The organism is Nocardia cyriacigeorgica, assembly GCF_010868145.1.
GTDB classification, from domain to species: Bacteria; Actinomycetota; Actinomycetes; order Mycobacteriales; family Mycobacteriaceae; genus Nocardia; species Nocardia cyriacigeorgica_D.
Genome location: NZ_JAAGUY010000003.1, coordinates 255,012 through 277,308, shown reverse-complemented (window position 1 = coordinate 277,308; position 22,297 = coordinate 255,012). Strand labels below are relative to the sequence as shown.

Here is a 22,297-nt window from a genome sequence, read left to right as displayed (position 1 = left end):
TCCGCATTCGCTCCGGCCGTGCGCGGTCCGACGACGGACTGCGTCCGGCAGCGCCTCTCGGGCTCAGTGGTCGAGCTCGGCGAAGACTCCGTCGGCGTCGGGCTGGAAGTCCTCGACGGCCACGACCGCGGCGGCGGGTAGTGGTCCGTACAGGTGGGGGAACCGCAGCTCCGGATCGTCGGACGGAACGCCCGGCTCCCATTTCACCGGTGACCCCAACCGGGCGGGATCGAGCCGCAGCAGAACCAGGTCGCGCCGGCCCGCGTAGAGCCGGTTGGCGGGCAGATGCACCTGCTGCGGTGTGGACAGGTGCACGAACCCCTCGGTGTCGAGCGAGGCGGGCCGATGCGCACCGGTGTGCCCGGCGGTCTGCCATTCGGTGGCGGTGCAGATATGAACCAGAGTGTGGGTGTCGTAGGTCACGGGTAATCTCCCGGTAGACAACTGGATCGGCCTTTCGAGTCGGTGATTCGAGTGACTTCCCAGCCATGACCAGTGAGGTTCGCGCAGAGCGAAAAGCGCTGGTCGTGTTAGGGAAAACACATCGATTCGCTTGCGGGAACAAAGCCCCCGTCCCGAACGTCTGACAGAGTAGTCATACCACTGCTGGGAAGTAGCGGTAGCGAGCCCGCGGAGTGACCACGGGCCCCACACCAGGTGAACGGTCTGTGTGCCGGGAGCCAGGACGGAGGAGTCATGCCAGGAACCCTGACAAGCACCCCACTGACCGCGGTCGATCGTTGCGACCGCTGCGGGGCGGCTGCCCGAGTGCGTGCCGTTCTGCCCGCAGGTGGAGAGTTGCTCTTCTGCCAGCACCACGCGAATGAACACATGGACAGGCTGCGCGAGCTCGAGGCCGTGATCGACACGGAATCCGCTCCCGCCCTCTGACCGCTCCTCGCGTCCGACACAACAGCATCGAACAACCGAATACCGCGTAATCCGCAGCGGGCGACCCGAACGGTCGCCCGCTGTGGTGTATCCGGGAGGGCATTTTGCCGACGGCCCCGGCACGTCGCCCCCGAACACGTCGGCGCCGGGCAGCGCATCGGACCTCAGGAGCGAGCCTCAGTCGCCCTTGACACTGCGGGCGGTGCCGAGAATTCCGTCCAGCATCGCCGCCAACCCGAACTCGAACGCACCGTCCGGATCCGCAGGTGCCTGGTACAGGTCCCCCACGGCCGCACCCACGCGCGACGCCAGCGGAAACGCCTGCGCGGACATGACCTGAGTCAACAGCGGACCGTGCACCTCCCACCAGCTGGCATCGCTCATCTCGGCCGCCTCCCGCGCGGCAGCCACCGCCATGCGCGCGTTGCCGGTGGCGAATTCGGTCAGCACTGCGATCGCCCGATCCATCTCGACATCGGTCAGCCCGATCCCGTCCAGTGCCGCGAGCTGACGTTCGTAGCGACGCATTCGCCCCGGCCCGAGCACCACGCGCCACGGCGAGACCTCCAGTAGCCACGGGTGTGCGATCACCTCGGCGCGCACCTGGCGCGCGATGGCCGCCATCCGCGTACGTGGCGGTGCATCGGTAGGCAGCGGCGCATCGGCGGCGGCCACGGCGTCGACCATCAACGCAGTCAGCGCCCGCATGCTCGGCACATAGGTGTAGAGGCTCATGGGGCGCAACCCCAGCTCACCGGCGACGGCGCGCACCGACAGTTTCGCCAGCCCGTCGCGGTCGGCCAGCGTGATGGCGGTCTGCACCACCTCGTCGACGCTGACCGTCTGCTTCGGGCCGCGGCCGCTGGGACGCGGTGGGAGCTCCCGGCGCCACAGCAGGGCGAGCAATGCCCGCGCCTGGTCGGCGGGCTCCTCCGATGCGCGACGATCGGCCATCGAACTCCTCGTGCCAACTGCGGAACAATTCCGGTACGGTATGCGTTACCACAATACTCCGTACACCATACGATGATTTGAGGGGTTCGCTCTGCCCAGCACACAGGCCACCTACCTGCCCGACCGGAACATGTTCGCGGTGTGGACCTGGACCGGTCACGGCCCGGGTCGCCCACCGCGCGATCTCGGCGTCGCAGCGATCCAGGCCCTGGCCGTCCCGACCGGGACCGCCGCACAGGCTGTAGCCGGCAGCTCGACGGTCGAGGTCGCCGACGTCGACTGCACACTGCTCGAGCCCGAAGAGTTCGCCACTGCCACCCTCCCCGAGCCGGGCGCCTCGGTCACGGCCTGGCGGCAGGCACTCTCGGACGCCGATCTCACGGGCGAAGACGTGCCGCTCCCCCGTGCCGCGCACGCGGTGCCGAACGCCACTGGCACCGCGATCATCTCGGCCCACCATGCGCTCACCGCGTACGCGGCAACCCAAGCGGTCGCCACTGGCCTACGGCAATCGCTGAAGGCCGAACTTCGCCCCTACCAGGCTCGCGGCGTGAGCTGGCTGCGCGCGACCACCGCCGAACACGGCGGCGCGGTCCTGGCCGACGAGATGGGGCTCGGCAAGACCGTCCAGACCATCGGCTTGCTGCTGGGCAGGGCCACCGAGGGGCCACAGGTCGTGGTGTGCCCGACCTCGTTGGTGGGCAACTGGGTGCACGAGATCCATCGGTTCGCACCCGGCCTGCACCCGATCGCCTGGCGCGGTGGGGAATTCGACGTCGAGGCGGGCACGGTCGTGGTCACCGGATATCCGACGCTGCGGCTGCACGGTGCCGGTCTGCGCGAGACCCGGTGGGCCACCGCCGTCTTCGACGAGGCGCAAGCGCTGAAGAACCCGCGGACACAGGTCTCCAAGGCCGCCCGCGCCATCGATGCCGCCGCGGTCGTTGCACTGACCGGTACACCGGTGGAGAACCATCTCGAGGAGCTATGGGCTCTGCTGAACCTGGTCGCGCCACGACTTTTCGGGCATCGCACCCAGTTCCGGCGTCGTTTCGTCCGGCCGATCCACGAAGGATCCGCGACGGCGGCCGCCCGGCTGCGTGAAGCCATCGAGCCGGTGGTGCTCGCCCGTCGGAAGGATCAGGTCGCCGCCTCGCTACCGGCCAAGATCCACACCGATCTGCTCTGCGATCTGACCACCGAGCAGGAACAGCTCTACGATCAGCTGCTCGACCGGGCCATCGAGGACGGATTCGGTCATGGTGTCCAGCGGCAGAGCCGGGTACTTGCGGCGCTGACCGGCCTCAAACAGGTCTGCAACCATCCAGGCCTGATCACCGGCGACCTCGACGAGCTGGCAGGGCGGTCCGGCAAACTCGACCTGTGCACCGACATCGTGGCGAACAATCTCGACCTCGGCGCGCCGACATTGGTATTCACCCAGTACCGCAAGACCGGTGAGCTGCTGGTCCGGCATCTGGCCGAACAGTTCGGGATCACAGCGCCGTTCTTCCACGGCGGGCTGAATCAGTCCGAGCGCGCGCAGATCGTCAGCGGATTCCAATCCGAGGACGGGCCGCCTGTGCTGATCCTGAGCCTTCGGGCGGCGGGCACCGGGCTCACCCTCACCCGCGCGGCCGATGTCATCCATTTCGATCGCTGGTGGAATCCCGCGGTGGAAGCCCAGGCCTCGGACCGGGCACACCGCATCGGGCAGACCCGCACCGTCACCGTCACCACCCTCACCTCGGGGACGACCGTCGAGGAGCACATCGCCGCCATGCAGCGGCGCAAATCGGCGCTGACCGACCTCGCCGACGCGGCAGGCATCGCCGAACTGGCTCGACTCGACGACGACCAGCTGATCGAGATCCTGCGCCGCAAACGGGAGAACTGATGGCCGACAACGAATTCGGGTACACCCTATGGGGTAAGGACTGGGTGCGCCTGGCCGAACCGCTGCGCCAGACCCGGCCCGATCCACTGCTGCCGCGGGCACGCAGCATCGCCCGCAACGGCGGCGTGCGAGCCACCGACACCGGCCGGATCGTGCGCGCGCATATCCACAGGGGCGGCCAGGCCTCGGTGACCCATGTGGAGGTTGCGCCGATGCCACGCTCCACCATCGACGCGATCGCTGCGATCATCCCGGCCGACCCGGTGACGCTCACCGACGAGATGCATCGCGCCATCGTCGCCGCGGGGATCGCTCCCGCGCCGGTCCTTGCGGCCATCGACTGTTCGTGCTCGGCCCGCACGGATCGGTGCGTGCATGTGCTGGCCGTCCTGTACGACGTGGCCCGCCGAGTCGACGAATCCCCGCGCCTCGCCCTGGAACTCCAGGGATACTTCGCTTCTACCGACGCCGCGGCCGGCGCGGAGATCACGACGGAACCCGCGCGCTGGATCCCGATCAACACGCTCGCGGCCACCGGGTGGTTCGATCCACCGAGCTGAGTTGAATCCCGCGCGATCGCGGGTCGAACCACGGCGCACCAGATAAGCCCACAGACTCGTGCCCGCCGGCGGCCGGATCAGGCCGGCCTGCGTGCACGGAACCGGAAACTGCCGGAACCGGTCTCGATCTCGATATCGGTGAAGCCGGCCAGGGCGAGCCGTTGTGCCGCGGCATCGGGCGGCACCGGCACGCAGGTGTCGCCGAGGTGGATCAACCGGAAGGCTCGGCTGTCGAGCCCGTCGCTGCCTGCGAAGACGCCACCGGGTCGCAGGACCCGAAACGCCTCGGCGAAGACCGCGTCCTGCTGCTGCGCCGACGGCACGTGATGCAGCATGGTGAAGCACACGACCCCGTCGAACCTGTTGTCCGGTAGGGGCATATCCGCGCCGTCACCGGTGATCACGGTCATCGCGGCACCGTGTCGCCCACGTAGCCGTTCGGCGAGTTCCGGATCTATCTCCACGCCGGTCAGCGTGTCGGTGCGCGCGAGGAGTGCGCCCACATTCGCGCCGTACCCCGGCCCGATTTCCAGTGTGTCGCCGCCGAGCTCGGTTCCCGACAACGCCCACGGGACGATCCGGGTGGCGCTGGCGCGCTCCCAGAACGCGGACCGGCACAGCATTCGATGGAAGAGGTTCATTGCCATGACCTCACGCTAAGAAAAACCATGCACGACCACGACCGGCTACGGTGACAACCTGTGTCGCGAGACGGACAACCGGTGGTGATGCCTGTCGCGCCCGGCGCGACGGCCATGGTCCTCGGCGCGGGCGCCCTGCCACGCGGACACTGGTTTCCGCTGCATCAACACCCACAGCACCAGATCGCCTGGGCCGCAGGCGGCGTGCTGACCGTCGAGACCCCGGGTGGGCGCTGGGTGCTACCGACAACACGGGCGCTGTGGATCCCCCGCGACACCGCGCACCGCACCGGAACCACCGAGGGTGCGCAGATGCGCGGGATCTACATCGACCCCGACCGCTGTCCGATCGAGTACCGCGAGCCCACCATGCTGCGGGTCACCCGATTGATCCGGGAGCTGTTCGAACATCTCACCGCACCCGATATCGAGCCCGCCCGGCGCGCGCGGGCCGAGGCGACGGTGTTCGACCTGCTGGAACCGGTGGCGGTGATTCCCGTCGGAGCCACCGCGCCAAGCGACCCACGCGCCGCCGAAGTCGCCGCTGCCCTGCTGCGCGATCCAGCCGACCAGCGCACCCTTGACGAATTCGCCACCGCGGTCGCCACCAGCACCCGCACCCTTGCCAGCGCGTTCACCGGCGATACCGGGATGACCTTCGGTCAGTGGCGAACTCAGATCCGGCTGGCCGCCTCGCTACCGCTGCTGGCCGACGGCCTGCCGGTCTCCCGGATCGCCGGGCGGGTCGGCTACGGCACCACCAGCGCCTATGTGGCCGCGTTCCGTCGCGCCGTCGGCATCCCCCCGGGGCAGTACTTCGCCGAGTGATCAGGCGTTGGTCCCTCCGTCGACGGTGAGGAACGCGCCGGAGATGCTGCGCCCGGACGGGCCCGCCAGGAAGGCGACGGTGGCAGCGATGTCCTGCGGGTCACCGAATCGGCCGAGCGCGTTATGGGCGAGCTGATCCGGCGCGTGCGCGTCGTCGGCCGGGTTCATATCGGTATCGGTGGGCCCTGGCTGCACCAGATTGACGGTGATGCCGCGCGGACCGAGTTCGCGGGCAAGGGCTTTGGTGTAGCCGTTGAGTGCCGATTTGCTCAGGTTGTACAGAGTCAACCCGTCGAACAACGCCCGCTCGGACAGGTTGGAGCCGATGCTGATGATGCGCCCGCCCGCGCCCATATGCTCGAGTGCGGCCTGTCCGGCCACGAACGCGGCCCGCGCGTGCACATTCAGCGCGTGATCGACCTCGTCGAGGGTGAATTCCTGGTACGGCTTGCTGGGGAAGATGCCCGCGTTGTTGACCAGGATGTCGAGCCCGCCCAGCTCGGCAGCGGTCCGATGTACCGCGGCCACCACCGCCTCCGCATCGGCGCTGTCGGCCTGCACTGCGAGGGCTCGGCGCCCCAGCGACTCGATCTCGGCGACCACAGCCTTCGCCCGATCCTCGGCGAACTGATAGGTCAGTGCCACGTCCGCACCACCGGCGGCCAGTTCCCGCGCGATGGCCGCGCCGATCCCCCGGCTACCTCCGGTCACCAGCGCCACGGTCCCGTGCAGATCCGGCATGAGCTTCCTCCATTTATGTGTCGGTCAGTACATAAAGATCTAAACCGACGGAACTCCATCGCGTCAAGGGGTATATTTAACGATCGACACAGAAAGGGGTCATCGATGGCCGGACGAGGACGTCCCCGCGCTTTCGACCGCGACGTCGCCCTGCATCGCGCCATGGAAGTGTTCTGGGAACACGGCTACGAGGGCTCGTCGATGACCGACCTCACCGCCGCGATGGGTATCAACTCCCCCAGCCTCTACGCGGCCTTCGGCGACAAGGAAACCTTGTTCCGGGAGGCGATCGAGCTCTACGGCCGCACCGAGGGCGGGCTCACCGCACGCGCCTTACGCGAAGAACCCACCGCACGCGCGGCGATCGAGGCCATGTTGCGCGACAACGCCGCCTCCTACACCGCACCGGATAAACCGCACGGGTGCATGGTCGTCCTCGCGGGATCGACCTACACCACCCGCACCGAGAGCATTCGCGCATTCCTCGTCGACAAGCGCAAAGAGACCAACGCCGACCTCTGTGCGCGGCTCGACCGCGGCGTCACCGACGGCGACCTGCCGCTGGGCACGGATACGTCCGAGCTGGCCGCCTTCTACACGACCGTGCTCTACGGGCTGTCCATCCAAGCCCGTGACGGGGCGGACCACGACGAGCTGATGCGCTCGATCGATCGCGCCATGGCCGCGTGGCCCGCGACCGAGCAGGCAACCGCTACCTGATCCCGTCACCGACTCCCGAGATCACATACGGCGCAGGGCCGCGATGCGCTCACCCAGCTGATCGGCACTGGCCAACGCCGTCGGCGGACCACCGCACTGGCGGCGCAACTCACCGTGGATGACGCCGTGCGGCTTGCCCGTTCGGTGATGATGCATGGCCACCAGGCTGTTGAGCTCGCGACGCAACTCACCGAGCCGATCGGCGGTCGCGACCCGCTCCGCCGCACCCGCCGCCTGCGGCGCTGGCTCCTGCACCGTCGCCACGGGCGCGCGATCGGCGACCTGCCTGGCCTGACGTTCGCGCAGCAGCGCACGCATCTGCTCGGCGTCGAGCAGGCCGGGGATACCGAGATAGTCGGCTTCCTCGGCACTGCCTGCGAAAGTCGCGGTGCCGAAGGAGGAACCGTCGTAGATCACCTGATCCAGTTCGGCGTCGGCGGCGAGCGCCACAAAGGGCTTCTCGTCCTCGCCCGGCTCGTCCTTCTGCTTGTTGGCATCGATGAGCAGCTCGTCGTCGAGGCCGTCTTTCTCCCGATGCGGTTTGCCGATGACGTGGTCGCGCTGCAGTTCCAGCTGAGCGGCCAGATCGAGCAGCACCGGCACCGATGGCAGGAACACGCTCGCGGTCTCACCAGGCTTGCGCGCGCGCACGAATCGGCCGATGGCCTGGGCGAAGTACAGCGGAGTCGAGGCGCTGGTGGCATAGACGCCGACCGCGAGTCGCGGCACGTCGACGCCCTCCGACACCATGCGCACCGCGACCATCCACGGCTGCGTGCCCGCACTGAACTCCCCGATCCGGGCCGAGGAGGCCGGATCATCGGACAGCACCAGGATCGGGGGCGTTCCGGTCAGGTGTTCGAGCAGTTCGGCGTAGGCGCGGGCCCGTTCCTGGTCGGTCGCGATCACCAGCCCACCCGCGTCGGGCATACCCGAGGACCGCAACTGGCCGAGCCGCATATCGGCGGCCCGCAGCACCGCCGACATCCAGTCGCCCGCGGGGTCGAGCGCGGTCCGCCATGCCCGTGCGGTCTGTTCGGCGTTCAGCGGCTCACCCAGCCGCGCGGAATACTCCTCCCCCGCGCTGTCACGCCAGTGCGCCTCACCGGAATAGGCGAGGAACACCACCGGGCGGACGACGCCGTCGGCGAGGGCCTCGGCGTACCCGTAGGCGTGGTCGGCGCGCGAGCGCGGGAAGCCACCCTCGTCCGGTTCATAGGTGATGAAAGGGATCTGGCTGTCGTCGCTGCGGAACGGTGTACCGGTGAGCGCGAGCCTGCGGGTGGCGTCACCGAACGCTTCGGCGGCGGCATCGCCCCAGGTCTTGGCGTCGCCCGCGTGGTGGATCTCGTCGAGAATCACCAGAGTGCGGCGGTTCTCGGTGCGCACCCGATGCTTGAACGGATGCGAGGCGACCTGGGCATAGGTGACGACCACACCGTGATAGTCGCCGGAAGTGCCGCCGGTGCTGTTGGAGAACCGCGAGTCCAGCGCGATACCGGCGCGGGCCGCCGATTGCGCCCACTGATGCTTGAGGTGTTCGGTCGGTGCGACCACGGTGATCTGGTCGACCGTGCGATCGGCCAGCAACTCCGCGGCGACCCGCAGCGCGAAGGTGGTCTTACCCGCGCCGGGCGTCGCGACCGCGAGGAAGTCACGGGGTTTCGTCGCAAGGTATTTGGTGAGTGCGCGACGCTGCCAGGCGCGTAGCGCTCCTCCCGCCGCAGTGGCGCCACCCGAACCGGTCACGGGAGAGAACACTATCGGTCGATCCCCGTGTGTCGCCAAACCGACGCGACGGGCGCGACCGGAGTCACAACAGCCGTACAGGTAACCAGCGGTTCACCTGCTGCCCGCCGACACGACGCCCGACCGGTCGGGCCGATTCGGCGCGCGTGCGCGATGCTTGTCACACCATGAGCAACCTGTCGGATACCCGCGTCACCGCGGCCAGCACCTCGCGGCGCGCCGCCGCGGGGGTGGCGCGGGCGGGTCGGCAGACCTGGCGGCTGGTGGCAAGGGTGGCGGTCAAGGCCTGGCGGGATTCGATCTTCGCCAAGTCCGCAGCGGCGGCATTTTGGCAGACCATGTCGTTGGCGCCGTTGTTGCTGGGTGTTCTCGGCAGCCTCGGTTACGTCGGCGGTTTGTTCGGTCCGGACACCGTCGAGATCGTCGAGTCGAAGATCCTCACCTTCAGCCGGGACCTGTTCAACCCGACCGTGGTGCACGACCTCATCGAACCCACCGTCCGCGATGTGCTCGGCCGGGGACGGGCGGCGTTCGTCTCAGTGGGTTTCGTGCTGTCGCTGTGGGCCGGTTCCTCGGCCATGTCCACGTTCGTCGACGCGATCGTGGAGGCGCACGATCAGCAGGACGCCAGGCATCCGGTCTGGCAGCGCATCTTCGCATTGCTGCTCTACGTGCAGTTCCTGGTGGCGGCGGTCTTCATCCTGCCGTTGATCGCGCTCGGCCCGGTGCTGATCGGGCGGGCACTGCCCGACGGCTGGCGCGAGCCCGGCCTTCGGCTGATCGACACGTTCTACTACCCGGGCGTCGGCCTGCTGCTGATCGTGGGGCTGACCACGCTGTACAAGCTGGCGCTGCACACCTCGCTGCCATGGCATCGGCTCTTCGGCGGCGCCTTGGTGGCTGGCGTGTTCTTCATGGCGGCCAGCGAGGGTCTGCGCCGGTATCTGGGATGGGTAACCCGAACCGGCGTCAGCTATGGCGCGCTGGCGACGCCGATCGCGTTCCTGCTGTTCACGTTCTTCCTCGCGTTCGCCGTCATCGTCGGCGCGGAGTTCAACGCGGCAGTACAGGAATTCTGGCCCGCGCGCGCCACCAGGGTCGAACAGGTGAAGGCATGGCTGGCCGAACAGGTACGCGGCGATTCCACCGAGCAGGCGCCGGAGACGACCAGCGCGTCCGCGGGCATCGAACCCGCGTGGGCGCAGGCATCGTCGGATGGCGCGGTCCCCGGCCTACCGCACGATGACGCGGAGAAGGCGACCGGACCGCCGGCACTCGACAGCCCACCACCCTCACGCACCGGGCCCGAACGATGAGGGCCCGCCGTGCGCGAGTGGAGACGAACGCGGGTCAGTCGCCCTTGCGCAGCTGCTCGTAGACCTTCTTGCAGTCCGGGCAGACCGGGGAGCCGGGCTTGGGCGAGCGGGTCACCGGGAACACCTCGCCGCACAGCGCCACGACATGGGTGCCCATGACCGCGCTTTCGGCGATCTTGTTCTTCTTCACGTAGTGGAAGAACTTGGGGACGTCGTCGCCGGTGGTTTCGTCGGTCGTCGTATCCGGGCGAACCAGAGTGTCGGTACTCACGCCTTCCATGATGCCGTATCCCGATCGCGGCGTCGTGACCACCGGGTGTGCGCCTCGGTGTCGACAGTGGAAGACTCGGGGTATGCAGCAGCACGGCGATTCTTCCGACGAGAGCGTCGGCCGTGACGACCCGACCGGCGCGCCGATGCCGCCCCGGCCCCGCCGTTCTGCCGGCTACTTTCCCGGTGACGACAAACATCCGGCACTCATCACCGAGGCCGCGCCCTCACTCGATGACCAGCACCGGGCACGGGTCCGCCGCTACACGATCATCATGGCCTTTCGCATTCCGGCACTGGTGCTTGCGGCGATCGCCTACGGCGCGTTCAGCAACGCCCTCATCTCGATCCTGATCATCGTCGCCTCGATTCCGCTGCCGTGGATCGCGGTGTTGATCGCCAACGACCGCCCGCCCCGCGACAAGAACGAACCCAGTCGCTGGGATCGGCCGCGCACTGCCATCGAATCGCGGGCGCACAACGCCATCGACGGCTGAGCCGACGACCACATGCCCCGGTGACATCACGGGGTAGCGGGACAGTCGCAGGTCGGTGCGGTGGCAGAGTACCGATGTGCCTACGAATCGTTCGACCACCACGGGATCGCTGCTGACCGCCCTGTGCCCCGCACTGCGGGCCGCGTTGATCCGGGTCGGCTACGACGCCGACACCTTGCTGGAGGTGCTCGGCGCCGACGTCCACGCCGCGCTCGGCCGTTCCGAACCGGTGCCGGTACGCCGCGCCGCGCGCGAGGCGGGCGAACTCGGCACGCTGATCCGGCTGCTGCTGCTCGGTGATGCGCTGCCGGAACCCGCGGTCGCGGCGGCGCTGGCGCCGGTCGACCCCGACCTGGCGGTGGCGGCAGGGCTGCTGGAACGCGACGGCGATCAGCTGCGGGCCGCGCTGGACCTGCGCCCGCTGGATCCTGGTACGGGCACCCGTTGGATCCTCTCCGATCTCGACGATTCGATGCGCAGGCGCGCGCTGAGCGCCGACCATGTCCTCGGTGTCGGTCACGCGTCGCTGTCGTTGCTGCGGGCCACCCCGACCAGCCCGGTCGGCTCGGTACTCGACCTCGGCACCGGATGCGGCGTCCAAGCCGTCCACGCCGCCTCCTACGCCGGGCGGGTCACCGCCACCGATGTGAATCGCCGCGCCCTGTGGCTGGCCGAGGCCACCGCGGCGCTCAACGAATTGGATCTGGAGCTGGTGGAAGGCTCCTGGTTCGAGCCGGTCGCCGGTCGCCGCTTCGACCAGGTGGTGGCCAATCCCCCGTTCGTGGTCGGGCCCGCGCGAGTCGAGCACACCTACCGTGATTCCGGTCTCGCCCTCGATGGCGCCAGCGAGCTGGTGATCTCCCAGGCCCCGCAGCTGCTCGCACCGGGCGGCACCGCCGCGATGCTGGCGGCGTGGGTGCACAGGGACGGCGAGGACTGGCGACAGCGGGTCTCCTCCTGGCTGCCTGCCCACGGCGTCGACGCCTGGGTGGTGCAGCGCGATGTCGCCGATCCTGCCCTGTACGTCGGCACCTGGCTGCGCGATGCCGGTTTGGACCCGCGTGATCCCAAGGCCCAGCAGCGCGCCGAACAGTGGTTGGACGCCTTCACCGGCGCCGATGTCGAAGGCATCGGGTTCGGCTTCGTCTACCTGCGGGCCATCGACGGGCACACCGAGCTGCTCGCCGAGGATCTCACCCACGGCTTCGACGACCCGCTCGGCGAGGAGGCGACCCGGTATTTCGAACGCTCGACCTGGCTGCGCGCGGTCGCTGCCGACAACGACCTCGCGTGGTCGGCTCGCTTCACCGTCGACCCGGCGACAGCGCTGGAACGGGTGTTTCTGCCCGGGCCGGAAGGCTGGGCACAACGGGTGGCGCGGCTGCACCGCGGAGACGGTCCGTGCTGGCAGCACGAGGTGGACGAGACGACGATCTCCCTGGTAGCGGGAATGCGGCCGGATGGGCTGCCGTTGCACGAACTGATCGAACTGCTGGCCATCGCCCACGGATCCGACTCCGTCACGCCCGAGTTCGCGGCGGATGCTCTTGGGGTGGTGGCCGGACTGGTACGCCATGGGCTGATCCTGCCCGGGTAGCGCACACGACCGGCCCGCGACCACCACGGGCGCGGATGCGTTCCCCTGCGGGGTGTTCTCAGGAACTTCTCAGCCGAACGTTGTGAAAACCGCAGTTCAGAAGCGGTTTACCGGCGCCCGGTCAGGGAACTTTCCCTATGTCGGGTCCGTTGATCGGAGTGAGACACCACCGACAGGAGGCAAGTCATGACAAGCCCCGCCACCACTCGAGTGCGCGCCAGCGATTCCGATCTCGACGCCCAGAGCCCCGCAGCCGACCTGGTACGCGTGTACCTGAACGGGATCGGCCGTACGGCGCTGCTCACGGCGGCCGACGAGGTCGAGCTGGCCAAGCGCATCGAGGCGGGCCTCTATGCCCAGCATCTGCTGGAGACCGGCAAGCGATTGTCGGCCGCGCGTAAGCGCGATCTGGCCGTCATCGTCCGCGAAGGCCAAGCCGCACGCTCGCATCTGCTGGAAGCCAACCTGCGTCTGGTCGTGTCCCTCGCCAAGCGCTATACCGGACGCGGAATGCCGCTGCTGGATCTCATCCAGGAGGGCAACCTCGGCCTGATCCGCGCGATGGAGAAGTTCGACTACGCCAAGGGCTTCAAGTTCTCGACCTATGCCACCTGGTGGATCCGTCAGGCCATCACCCGCGGCATGGCCGATCAGAGCCGCACCATCCGCCTGCCCGTCCACCTGGTCGAGCAGGTCAACAAGCTGGCCAGGATCAAGCGCGAACTGCATCAGCAGCTCGGCCGCGAGGCCACCGATGCCGAATTGGCCAACGAATCGGGCATCCCGGTGGAGAAGATCGCCGATCTGCTCGACCACAGCCGCGATCCGGTGAGCCTGGACATGCCCGTCGGCAACGATGAGGAAGCACCGCTCGGTGATTTCATCGAGGATTCCGAAGCCACCTCCGCCGAGAGCGCCGTCATCGCGGGTCTGCTGCACCACGACGTCCGCAGCGTCCTGGCCACGCTGGACGAACGCGAACAGCAGGTGATCCGGCTGCGCTTCGGCCTCGACGACGGCCAGCCGCGCACCCTCGACCAGATCGGCAAGCTGTTCGGCCTCTCCCGTGAGCGGGTCCGTCAGATCGAGCGCGAAGTGATGTCCAAGCTGCGTAAGGGTGAGCGCGCCGACCGGCTGCGCGCCTACGCCAGCTGAACCTGCCGTGCCGGTGCTCCGGCACGAGGCATACCCGGTGACCACAGCGTCACCTTCCCGACGCCGACCGGTGTCCGCACGCACCGTCCCCTCCGGAGCGTGCGAACCGGTCGGCGTAATCGTGTCAGTGTGTGGTGATCTCGCACGTCCGGGAATCGGCAGCGCCCGGCCGGTTCACCCGAGTCTCCGCGGTCCGGTGTCGAAACGACTGGGTTCGGGGCCGATTCTGGCTCGCGCATAGAGGATTTCGGCCGATGATGGCGAGGCGAGCACTGGATCGAAGGACAGTTCCCGCATCTCCGGCAGATCGTCGAACAAGGCCGAAATACGTTGCGCCAGCTCGATCAACGCCGCCTTGTCCACCCGTGGGCTGGCCGGGGTGCCCGACAGCAGCGGCGCGGCGCGGGGTGCATCGATCAACGCGGCCGCCTCATCCTGTGACAATGGCAGCGCCCGATAGGCACGGTCGCCCAGCATCTCGATGATCAACCCCGACAAGCCGAACTCGATCACCGAACCGAACGACGGATCATCCTGCACTCGCAGCACACATCCGACGCCCTTGGTCGCCATCCGCTGAATGTGTAGCGCCGGCTCACCACTGAGCGCCACAAGATCGGTATACGCCTGCCGCACCGCCTCGGGGCGCCATAGATCCAGCCGCACCCCGCTCAGATCGGGCCGATGCCGCCATGCGTCGCTGGTGGCCTTGGCGGCCACCGGATAGCCGAGCTCCTCGGCCGCCGCGACCGCGGCATCGGCATCATGCACCTCTCGGAAATCCACCACCGAGATCCCGTAGCACTCCAGTAGCGCCACCGTCTCCAGGTCGGTCAACCGGCGACCACCGGATTCTGCTATCCAGCCGGCAACCAGTTCGGTGGCCCGCACGCTGTCGATGCCGTCCGGCCGTGCTACCGCCGATACCGGCCGATCGCGCCACTCCGCGTACCGGCGTACCCGGGCCAACGCCCGCGCAGCCCGCTCCGGATCCGGGTAGGACGGAATGGATCCGCGCACCGCCGCCGCACCGCTGCCCCGCACCGCCAGCAGATTCGGGATTCCCTGCTCGGCGATGAAGGTGGTCAGAATCGGTTTGCCCACCGCGGGCACCGCGGCCGATGCCGACCGGATCGCGTCCGCGAACTCACCGGTCGGCAACGGTACCGGTGGTGCGAACACCACGATCACCGAATCGACGTCCTCCGAACGCAACTGCGCGACCACCGCGTCGAGATAGTCACCCGGCGTGGCCTGCGGTCCCAAATCCACCGGCTCACCGACGACCAAACCCTCACCGCGCGCGGCGTCGACCGCCAGCCAGCCCAGCGCCGCACTGTTGCCGATCACCGCGAGCCGCGCGCCCACGGGCAACGGCTGATACCCGAGCAGTGCCGCACAGTCGAACAGCTCGGAAATCGAATCGACCTGCACGATCCCAGCCTGCGCGAACAGGTCTCGCACAATCGAACGATCCATATCGCCTGCCGGTTGCGCCCGCGCCCCCAGCCTGCCGCTGCTGACCGCCACGATCGGCTTGCTCCGGGCGACCCGGCGCGCGATACGCGAGAACTTACGCGGATTACCGAAACTCTCCAGGTACAGCAACACCACATCGGTGTCGGGATCGGTGTCCCAGTACTGCAACAGGTCGTTGCCCGACACATCGGCGCGGTTGCCGGCCGACACGAAGGTCGACAACCCCAGATTGCGCGCCGCTGCCTCACCCAGGATCGCCGCACCCAACGGTCCTGACTGACAGAAGAATCCGATCCGTCCGCGCCCAGGGAGAACCGGCGCCAGCGTGGCATTGAGCGCGATCGCCGGATCGGTATTGGCGATGCCGAGCGCACTGGGACCGACCACCCGCATGCCGTGCCCCCGGGCGGCGGCCACCAGATCGCGTTCGGCCGCCATCCCGGCCACCCCGGTCTCACCGAAACCTGCGGTGAGCACGACCAACCCCTTGACGCCCTTCGCCATACAGTCGTCGAGAACCGAATCGATGGACTCCGCTGGCACCGCCACGACGGCAAGGTCGACTTCATCGGGGATCTCGCGCACCGTGGCGTAGGCCCGGACACCGCGCACCGAGCTGCGGGCCGGGTTCACCGGAAACACCGGCCCCTGAAATGCGCCCGACAGCAGGTTGGCCAGGACCGCACCACCGACGCGTCCCGCACTGGGTGTCGCGCCGATGACGGCGATCGACCGGGGCGTCAGCAGATTCCCGACGCTGCGTGCCTCCGAGGCCCGTTCCCGGGCATCACGCACCGACAGCAGTGCCTCGGTCGGGTCGATGGCGAATTCCAGATGCAGGACCGATCCGTCCCTGCTGCGCTCGACCTGATAGCCGGCTTCCCGGAAAACCGTCACCATCACGGTGTTCTCGGCCAGCACCTCCGCGACGAAGGTCTCGATCTCGTTCTCGGCCGCCGCGCCCGCCAGATGTTCCAGCAGAATCGAGCCGAGGCCGCGGCCCTGATGCCCGTCGGCCACCACGAACGCGACCTCCGCCGCGCGCGGTCCGGTGCGATCGAGCAGCTCGTAGCGGCCCACCGCGATGATCGACTCCCCCAGCTCCGCCACCAACCCGACGCGGTTGTGATGATCGACATGGGTGGAGCGGTACAGATCCTTCGGCGAGATCCGGGGGTAGGGTCCGAAATAGCGCAGATACCTCGTCCGATCCGAGAGCGCGGCGTGAAACTGCTGCAACCGGTCGGCGTCCTCGGGCGTGATCGGTCGCAACCGCACCACACCACCGTCGGAGGCGAGCACATCGGCGAACCAGTGCTGCGGCGGCGGTGGCGGAACCGCGGGGGTGTCCGGGGTATCGATCTCAGTCACGGGGATCCTCCGGGTCGAGGCCGAGCGGGCCGAAGCACGCACGGCGGGTTGCCAGCACGGCGGTATCGATGGCGCGCTGGGCTCGATCGACACGCGCATCGCCGGTTTCGGCAGTGCCGCCCGGGCCATCCCAGCGGCGGAACGACACATCCGCGCCATCGCCCATCGCGTCCGGTGGTTCGACGCGTGGCGCCGCGGCACGCACCATATCGATCCAGCCCTGCGGGATGGCGGTCTCCGGTGCGACGTCGCGGTCCAACGCCGCTGCCAGCAGATGCGTCCACGCTCGTGGCACCACCCGGACCAGGCCGTATCCACCGCCGCCCACAGCGAGCCAGCGCCCTTCGGCGTACCGATCGGCCAGCTCGCGCATGGCAAGAAAAGCGGCGCGCTGACCGTCGACGCTGAGTTCCAGATCCGCCAGTGGGTCTTCTCGATGGCTGTCGACCCCGCACTGGCTGACCACGATCTGCGGGCGGAACGCCGCCACGGCACCGGGAACCACCGCATGAAACCCGCGCAACCACTGCGCGTCCCGAGTGCCGGGCAGCACCGGCAGGTTGATCGATGTACCTGCTCCCGCACCGCTGCCCGTCTCCTCTGGCCAACCGGTGTTGGGCCACAACGTCGCCGGATGCTGATGGATCGAGAGGGTGAGCACCCGCGGATCCGCGTAGAACGCGCGCTGCACACCATCGCCGTGGTGGACGTCGACATCCAGATAGGCGATGCGGTCGAAACCGTGATCGAGCAGCCAGGAGATGGCCACGGCCGCATCGTTGTAGACGCAGAACCCCGCCGCCGAAGCAGCCATCGCGTGATGCATGCCACCGCCGATACTTACCGCACGCCGAGTACGGCCCTCGGCGATCGCACGCGCAGCGGCCAGCGTGCCACCGACGATCACCGAGGCGGCCCGATGCATTCCCGGAAACACCGGGTTGTCGGCCGAGCCCAGACCGAACGGCGGTGCGACGGGCGGCTCACCGTGCAGCATCGGCGGTTGCACAGCGCGCTCGACGGCCTCCACGTATTCAGCGGTGTGGATCCGTAGCAGGTCGGCCGTGCCTGCCGCGGCCGGCTCGAGCAGCTCTACGCCCTCGAGGACACCGAGACCGCGTGCCAGCGCCATGGTGTACGCCAGCCGGGCCGGTTTCATCGGATGCTGCGGGGTCCAGGTGTAGTCGAGGAAACGGTCGGTCCACACGACCGTTGCCTCGTTCGTGGGACTCGGACGCGCGCCGGACACTGGAGTGGCCATGCTCGCAACGCTAGCGGGAAGCTGACGGCCCCGTTGAGCGTTCACATGCAGTAGAAATACATGCATGAGCGAACACGGCGGTATGCCGTGCGCCGACAAGGTTCCCGACGCGCGCCGCGTGCTGCGGTGGCGTGCGCTAAACGAGACATCGCGTGGGTAGAATTCGTGCCGACGAAGGGGTAACAGGTGAAGGATCTGGTCGACACCACGGAGATGTACCTCCGTACCATCTACGACCTCGAGGAGGAGGGCGTGGTGCCCCTGCGCGCGCGGATCGCCGAGCGCCTCGAGCAGAGCGGGCCGACGGTCAGCCAGACGGTCGCCAGGATGGAACGCGACGGTCTGTTGCTGGTGGCCGGTGACCGTCATCTCGAGCTGACCGACAAGGGCCGCAGCATGGCCGTCGCGGTGATGCGCAAGCACCGGCTCGCCGAGCGGCTGCTGGTCGACATCATCGGGCTGGACTGGCAGAACGTGCACGCCGAAGCGTGCCGCTGGGAACACGTGATGAGCGAGGACGTCGAACGCCGCCTCGTCGAGGTGCTCAATCACCCCACGACCTCCCCGTACGGCAACCCGATCCCCGGCCTGGACGAGCTCGGTGTGGCGCCCATCGCCTCCGCCGACGAGAACCTGAGTCGGCTGTCGGCGCTGCCGCACGGCCAGGTGCACGCGGTCGTGGTCCGCAGGCTCGCCGAGCACATCCAGACCGATCCCGAGGTCATCAACCAGCTCCGTGAAGCGGGTGTGGTGCCCGATGCCAGGGTCACCGTCGAGACCAAGCCCGGCTCCGTGGTGATCACGGTGCCCGGCCACGACGGCTTCGAGCTGTCGGACGAAATGGCCCACGCCGTCCAGGTGAAGCTGGTCTGACCGGTGAAACTTCTGGTTACCGGCGGTGCCGGTTATGTCGGTGGAGTGTGCGCACAGGTCCTGATCGAGGACGGTCACGATGTGGTCGTGGTCGACGATCTGTCCACGGGCAACGCCGATGGTGTCCCTGCGGGTGCACGTTTCGTCGAGGGCGATATCGCGGACGCGGCGCCGGATCTGCTGGCCTCCGAAAGCTTCGACGGCGTCCTGCATTTCGCCGCGCAGTCGCTGGTGGGCGAATCGGTGCAGCAGCCGGAGAAGTACTGGCACGGCAATGTGGTGAAAACGCTTCGGCTGCTGGAGGCGATGCGCGCCACCGGCACGCCGCGGCTGGTGTTCTCCTCCACGGCCGCGGTATACGGCGAACCGGAGCAGGTGCCGATCACCGAGAACGCGCCGACCCGGCCGACGAATCCCTACGGCGCTTCCAAGCTGGCGATCGACCACGCCATCACCTCCTACGCCGTCGCGCACGGCCTGGCCGCTACCAGCCTGCGGTACTTCAACGTCGCGGGTGCCTACGGCGGGCTCGGTGAGAACCGCGTGGTGGAGACCCATCTCATTCCACTGGTGCTGCAGGTCGCGGCGGGCCATCGCGAGTCCATCGCCGTCTTCGGCACCGACTGGCCGACGCCTGATGGCACCGCCATACGCGACTACATCCACATCCGTGATCTCGCCGACGCCCATTTGCTGGCCCTGCGCACAGCGGAGGCTGGCACCCACCGGGTGTTCAACCTGGGTAGCGGTACCGGGTTCTCGGTGCGCGAGGTGATCTCGGCATGCGAACGCGTCACCGGGCTGCCTATCGCCGCCAAGGATTCGCCGCGGCGTGCGGGTGATCCCGCGGTGCTCATCGCCTCCAGCGATCGTGCCGTCGCGGAGCTCGGCTGGCGGCCAGAGCACAACGACCTCGACGAGATCGTCACCGACGCCTGGAACTTCCTGCGCGAGCTCGGGCCCCGGGCGCACAGCGCGAGTTAGGGCCCTTCCGGCCTGTACCCGCCCGAGGATCATCGCAGCGCGTCGAGGTCGATGCCGAGGTCGGTGGCGGTCTCGCGGCCGCAGGCGATCAGGCGGTGCAGCTGGTCCGGGTGCATGCCGGAACCCAGCGCGGTATCGAGCAATACCGCTATCGCATGATCGGGTTCGGCGTCCAACGCCGCGGCGAGCGCGATCCCGGCGAAGGGGCCGTCACCGCGGGCGTAGGCGTAATAGCCGAGCAGGGTGGCGGCTTCTCCGCGATCGGTATCGGGCAGACCACGCGTCATCATCGCCCACAGCTGCTCGGCGGCATCGGCGTGGTCGGTGCCCGCGAGCCCGAACATGGTGTCGCGGACATCGCGATCGCGCAGTGCCGCAGCCAGTTCCGCGAGTTCCCGTGCCGACATCCGCACACCCGACGCCACGTTCGCGATCTGCCACAGCACATATTCGACTGCGCGCCTGCGGTATCCGATGCGATCGTCGCCGCAGGCCGCCTCGGCGAATCGCCGATGTGCCCGCGCGAGCGCCGCACCCATTTCCGCGGCGACCAGTTCCCGCATCCGCGGATCCACCGCCACCAGGGCGATGAGCTCTGATCGCGACCGCAGGACCTGCTTGCCGTCGAGCACGTGACTGAGGGTGATCGGTGAGGCGGCCGGATCGGGCACCACGCCGCGCCGATCCGCGCCGAGCACACTCCACCATCCGTGGCCTGGCGCGATCGCCCGCACCGCCCACGCACCGCACAGCGCGATCTCACGCAGCCTCAATCGGGCAGCCAACGCCGTGATCAGCCGATCGCGTCCGGTCGCGCCTGCCTCGGGTTCGGTGCGGCGATCGTCGATGACGCACGCCAGTACGCCCACCACTCCGTCCTGTTCGCATACACCGGCCACCGTGGACGCGAGGGGCATCGGCGGGCCCGGTGTCCGGGTGGCGGGCGAGTCCAGGTCGAATCGCGCCACCACGTCGATCACCGCGCTGTCGGGGTCCAGTGGTGCGGCCCGCAACACGGCCACCACCAGTGATCGCACCGGCACGAACCCGAGAATGGCCGGAATACCGGCGAGGAATTCCCCCGGTTCCGCGAGCCTGATCTCCCCGAACCGCATCTCGACCCGGCCGTCCTCCGGATGAACGACGTCCTCCGGACCGTCGGCGCTGGTGCGCCGCCGGTCTCGATCACCTCGGCGTTCGGCATCATCGTCGCTGTCCGCGCAGAACAGGACGCCCGCTCGACCACCTTCGTCGCCGGCGCAGAGCGCTGCTTCGCATGCGGTCGACTCGGCGTCTCCGCACTCGATGTCGTACGGTTCGTCCTTGCCGGGGCCCGCTACCCCCGACCTCCCTGGCGCGACATCGAGCCCTCCGGCACCGGCGCTCCCTGGCCCGATCGGATCCGGCGCACTGTGCGGGTCCCGCACCGGGACAACCGGACCGAGCACGACGGGATCGGATGTGATGTCCGACTCCACGTTTCGAGGTGCTTCGCCGGGCACATGGCGGTGGCACGGGCCGCATACGCGTGGTCCACCTGTGCCGGAACGCAATTGGCGGGAGACGCCGGGCCTTCCGGGGCGAACGCATACCGCAGCGGAATCGTTTGTCGGTACTGCGGGTTCGGCCGTGCGGACCTGCCGATGCAGTGTGGGTTCGGAGGGGGTCGCGGGAGTCGTCATGGATGCAGCCTGCCGCAACAGCGGCGCGGCGGCGCGAACGCGACCTGGGCTTTCAGAGGAGCCTGTGGATAACTCTCCCCTGTGGACAACTCTCGCGTTTCAGCTGTTCGCGACCCTGTCCACGGTCGTCCGGAACAGCTGTTCCAGCGCTTCCACATCGGGCTGCGCATCGCTGAACGACATGTAGGTCACCGCGATCCGCACATCCCCGACCTGCGCGAGCAGACTGCTCATCGACTGGGTGAGCCCCGCACCACCGACATCGGGGGCGACCGTACGCCGCAACGCCATGGCGTCATCGGCGTCGACCTGCGGCGCCTGCTCGAGCTCGGTGGTCACCGTACTGGCCGTACCCGAGCGGGACACACGAATCCGCTCACACTGCTGCACTTGATTGCGCAACCGCACCAGTGGCTGATCGGTGCGGGTCAGCTCGACGGTGAGGGTCGCACGCGCGGCATCATCGGTCCCGACGGCCACCGCCAGCCGATCCGGACCAGGGTAGGTCTCGGGTGGTGTGCATTCGGCCGGCGACACACTCGCGCCTGCGCCGACGCCGTCCAGATCGCCCGCGGCCTGTCCCGCGGCTTCCGGTGGCAGCACCACCGCGGGATACCGGTCCGGAAACTCCTGCGGATCCGGGAGCAGGGTAGCCAATCGGTCCTGGACCTGCCTGGTCACCGCCGTCGGCTCGGCCGACACCGCGTGACCGGTGAGATTCGACCCGCAACCTGCCGTCAGCAGCGCGACAACCGCCAGCATGCCGCTCGCCGTCGCGCGGCCGAGCGACATCCTGTGCGTCGAATCCGGCACGCCCACAGGCCCTACTCT

General features: G+C 68.5%; 21 protein-coding genes. 11 read left to right on the top strand and 10 right to left on the bottom strand.

Going from position 1 to position 22,297, the window contains the following annotated elements; all coding sequences use genetic code 11:
* Window positions 1-63 precede the first annotated feature (63 nt).
* The gene (locus tag GV792_RS07710; protein WP_163823070.1) at window positions 64-423 is read right to left on the bottom strand and encodes a DUF952 domain-containing protein; all 360 of its coding nucleotides are present in this window, start codon (window positions 421-423) and stop codon (window positions 64-66) included.
* A gap of 273 nt (window positions 424-696) precedes the next feature.
* Here GV792_RS07710 and GV792_RS29520 point away from each other — a divergent pair, with 273 nt between their 5' ends.
* Window positions 697-891 carry a DUF7455 domain-containing protein gene (locus GV792_RS29520; protein WP_029903635.1) on the top strand — a complete coding sequence of 65 codons (195 nt, stop codon included), beginning with the start codon at window positions 697-699 and terminating at the stop codon, window positions 889-891.
* A gap of 177 nt (window positions 892-1,068) precedes the next feature.
* On the opposite strand, the gene GV792_RS07700 is transcribed toward GV792_RS29520, so the two are convergent.
* Complete coding sequence (locus GV792_RS07700) at window positions 1,069-1,845, bottom strand: TetR/AcrR family transcriptional regulator (protein WP_163823068.1); 777 nt, start codon at window positions 1,843-1,845, stop codon at window positions 1,069-1,071.
* Between the two features lie 130 nt (window positions 1,846-1,975).
* On the opposite strand from GV792_RS07700, the gene GV792_RS07695 reads away from it, so the two are divergent.
* Together GV792_RS07695 and GV792_RS07690 are read left to right on the top strand one after the other, a co-directional pair.
* Window positions 1,976-3,742: a DEAD/DEAH box helicase gene (locus GV792_RS07695; protein ID WP_163823066.1), complete on the top strand. Its 1,767-nt coding sequence runs from the start codon at window positions 1,976-1,978 to the stop codon at window positions 3,740-3,742.
* A complete protein-coding gene (locus tag GV792_RS07690) occupies window positions 3,742-4,302 on the top strand; it encodes a hypothetical protein (RefSeq protein WP_163823065.1) in 561 nt (186 codons plus the stop codon). Before GV792_RS07695 ends, GV792_RS07690 begins: the two co-directional genes overlap by 1 nt.
* Window positions 4,303-4,379: 77 nt before the next feature.
* Here GV792_RS07690 and GV792_RS07685 read toward each other — a convergent pair whose 3' ends face one another.
* Window positions 4,380-4,949, bottom strand: coding sequence for a class I SAM-dependent methyltransferase (locus tag GV792_RS07685; RefSeq protein WP_175582955.1), 570 nt, complete (start codon window positions 4,947-4,949; stop codon window positions 4,380-4,382).
* Between the two features lie 81 nt (window positions 4,950-5,030).
* On the opposite strand from GV792_RS07685, the gene GV792_RS07680 reads away from it, so the two are divergent.
* Window positions 5,031-5,771 (top strand): AraC family transcriptional regulator, encoded by a 741-nt coding sequence (locus tag GV792_RS07680; RefSeq protein ID WP_218581189.1) that lies wholly within the window; start codon window positions 5,031-5,033, stop codon window positions 5,769-5,771.
* Here GV792_RS07680 and GV792_RS07675 read toward each other — a convergent pair whose 3' ends face one another.
* Entirely contained in the window at window positions 5,772-6,512 is a 741-nt protein-coding gene (locus GV792_RS07675; protein ID WP_163823063.1) for an SDR family NAD(P)-dependent oxidoreductase, read from the bottom strand.
* A 105-nt stretch (window positions 6,513-6,617) separates the two neighbouring features.
* On the opposite strand from GV792_RS07675, the gene GV792_RS07670 reads away from it, so the two are divergent.
* The gene (locus GV792_RS07670; protein WP_163823061.1) at window positions 6,618-7,232 is read left to right on the top strand and encodes a TetR/AcrR family transcriptional regulator; all 615 of its coding nucleotides are present in this window, start codon (window positions 6,618-6,620) and stop codon (window positions 7,230-7,232) included.
* Between the two features lie 21 nt (window positions 7,233-7,253).
* Here GV792_RS07670 and GV792_RS07665 read toward each other — a convergent pair whose 3' ends face one another.
* The gene (locus GV792_RS07665; protein WP_163823059.1) at window positions 7,254-8,981 is read right to left on the bottom strand and encodes a DEAD/DEAH box helicase; all 1,728 of its coding nucleotides are present in this window, start codon (window positions 8,979-8,981) and stop codon (window positions 7,254-7,256) included.
* 167 nt (window positions 8,982-9,148) lie between these two features.
* On the opposite strand from GV792_RS07665, the gene GV792_RS07660 reads away from it, so the two are divergent.
* A complete protein-coding gene (locus GV792_RS07660) occupies window positions 9,149-10,297 on the top strand; it encodes a YihY/virulence factor BrkB family protein (protein WP_163823057.1) in 1,149 nt (382 codons plus the stop codon).
* Window positions 10,298-10,331: 34 nt separating this feature from the next.
* Here GV792_RS07660 and GV792_RS07655 read toward each other — a convergent pair whose 3' ends face one another.
* On the bottom strand, window positions 10,332-10,568 hold the full coding sequence (locus GV792_RS07655; protein ID WP_175582954.1) for a DUF3039 domain-containing protein: 237 nt from the start codon (window positions 10,566-10,568) through the stop codon (window positions 10,332-10,334).
* A gap of 145 nt (window positions 10,569-10,713) precedes the next feature.
* On the opposite strand from GV792_RS07655, the gene GV792_RS07650 reads away from it, so the two are divergent.
* The 3 genes from GV792_RS07650 (at window position 10,714) to GV792_RS07640 (ending at window position 13,816) form a co-directional block, all read left to right on the top strand.
* Entirely contained in the window at window positions 10,714-11,064 is a 351-nt protein-coding gene (locus tag GV792_RS07650; RefSeq protein WP_163823253.1) for a DUF3099 domain-containing protein, read from the top strand.
* A 76-nt stretch (window positions 11,065-11,140) separates the two neighbouring features.
* A complete protein-coding gene (locus tag GV792_RS07645) occupies window positions 11,141-12,661 on the top strand; it encodes a DUF7782 domain-containing protein (RefSeq protein WP_163823053.1) in 1,521 nt (506 codons plus the stop codon).
* Window positions 12,662-12,847: 186 nt separating this feature from the next.
* Window positions 12,848-13,816 carry a sigma-70 family RNA polymerase sigma factor gene (locus GV792_RS07640; RefSeq protein WP_163823052.1) on the top strand — a complete coding sequence of 323 codons (969 nt, stop codon included), beginning with the start codon at window positions 12,848-12,850 and terminating at the stop codon, window positions 13,814-13,816.
* 174 nt (window positions 13,817-13,990) lie between these two features.
* Here GV792_RS07640 and GV792_RS07635 read toward each other — a convergent pair whose 3' ends face one another.
* Window positions 13,991-16,666 carry a bifunctional acetate--CoA ligase family protein/GNAT family N-acetyltransferase gene (locus GV792_RS07635; RefSeq protein ID WP_163823049.1) on the bottom strand — a complete coding sequence of 892 codons (2,676 nt, stop codon included), beginning with the start codon at window positions 16,664-16,666 and terminating at the stop codon, window positions 13,991-13,993.
* Complete coding sequence (locus tag GV792_RS07630) at window positions 16,659-17,927, bottom strand: acetoin utilization protein AcuC (protein ID WP_163823047.1); 1,269 nt, start codon at window positions 17,925-17,927, stop codon at window positions 16,659-16,661. The genes GV792_RS07635 and GV792_RS07630 overlap by 8 nt, the downstream gene beginning before the upstream one ends.
* A gap of 186 nt (window positions 17,928-18,113) precedes the next feature.
* Here GV792_RS07630 and GV792_RS07625 point away from each other — a divergent pair, with 186 nt between their 5' ends.
* Window positions 18,114-18,800 (top strand): metal-dependent transcriptional regulator, encoded by a 687-nt coding sequence (locus GV792_RS07625; RefSeq protein ID WP_163823045.1) that lies wholly within the window; start codon window positions 18,114-18,116, stop codon window positions 18,798-18,800.
* A 3-nt stretch (window positions 18,801-18,803) separates the two neighbouring features.
* Entirely contained in the window at window positions 18,804-19,784 is a 981-nt protein-coding gene (gene galE / locus GV792_RS07620; protein ID WP_163823043.1) for a UDP-glucose 4-epimerase GalE, read from the top strand.
* A gap of 29 nt (window positions 19,785-19,813) precedes the next feature.
* Here galE and GV792_RS07615 read toward each other — a convergent pair whose 3' ends face one another.
* Window positions 19,814-21,262: a DUF4192 domain-containing protein gene (locus tag GV792_RS07615; protein ID WP_163823041.1), complete on the bottom strand. Its 1,449-nt coding sequence runs from the start codon at window positions 21,260-21,262 to the stop codon at window positions 19,814-19,816.
* Between the two features lie 303 nt (window positions 21,263-21,565).
* A complete protein-coding gene (locus tag GV792_RS07610; RefSeq protein WP_256670458.1) occupies window positions 21,566-22,228 on the bottom strand; it encodes a sensor domain-containing protein in 663 nt (220 codons plus the stop codon).
* Window positions 22,229-22,297: the final 69 nt, after the last annotated feature.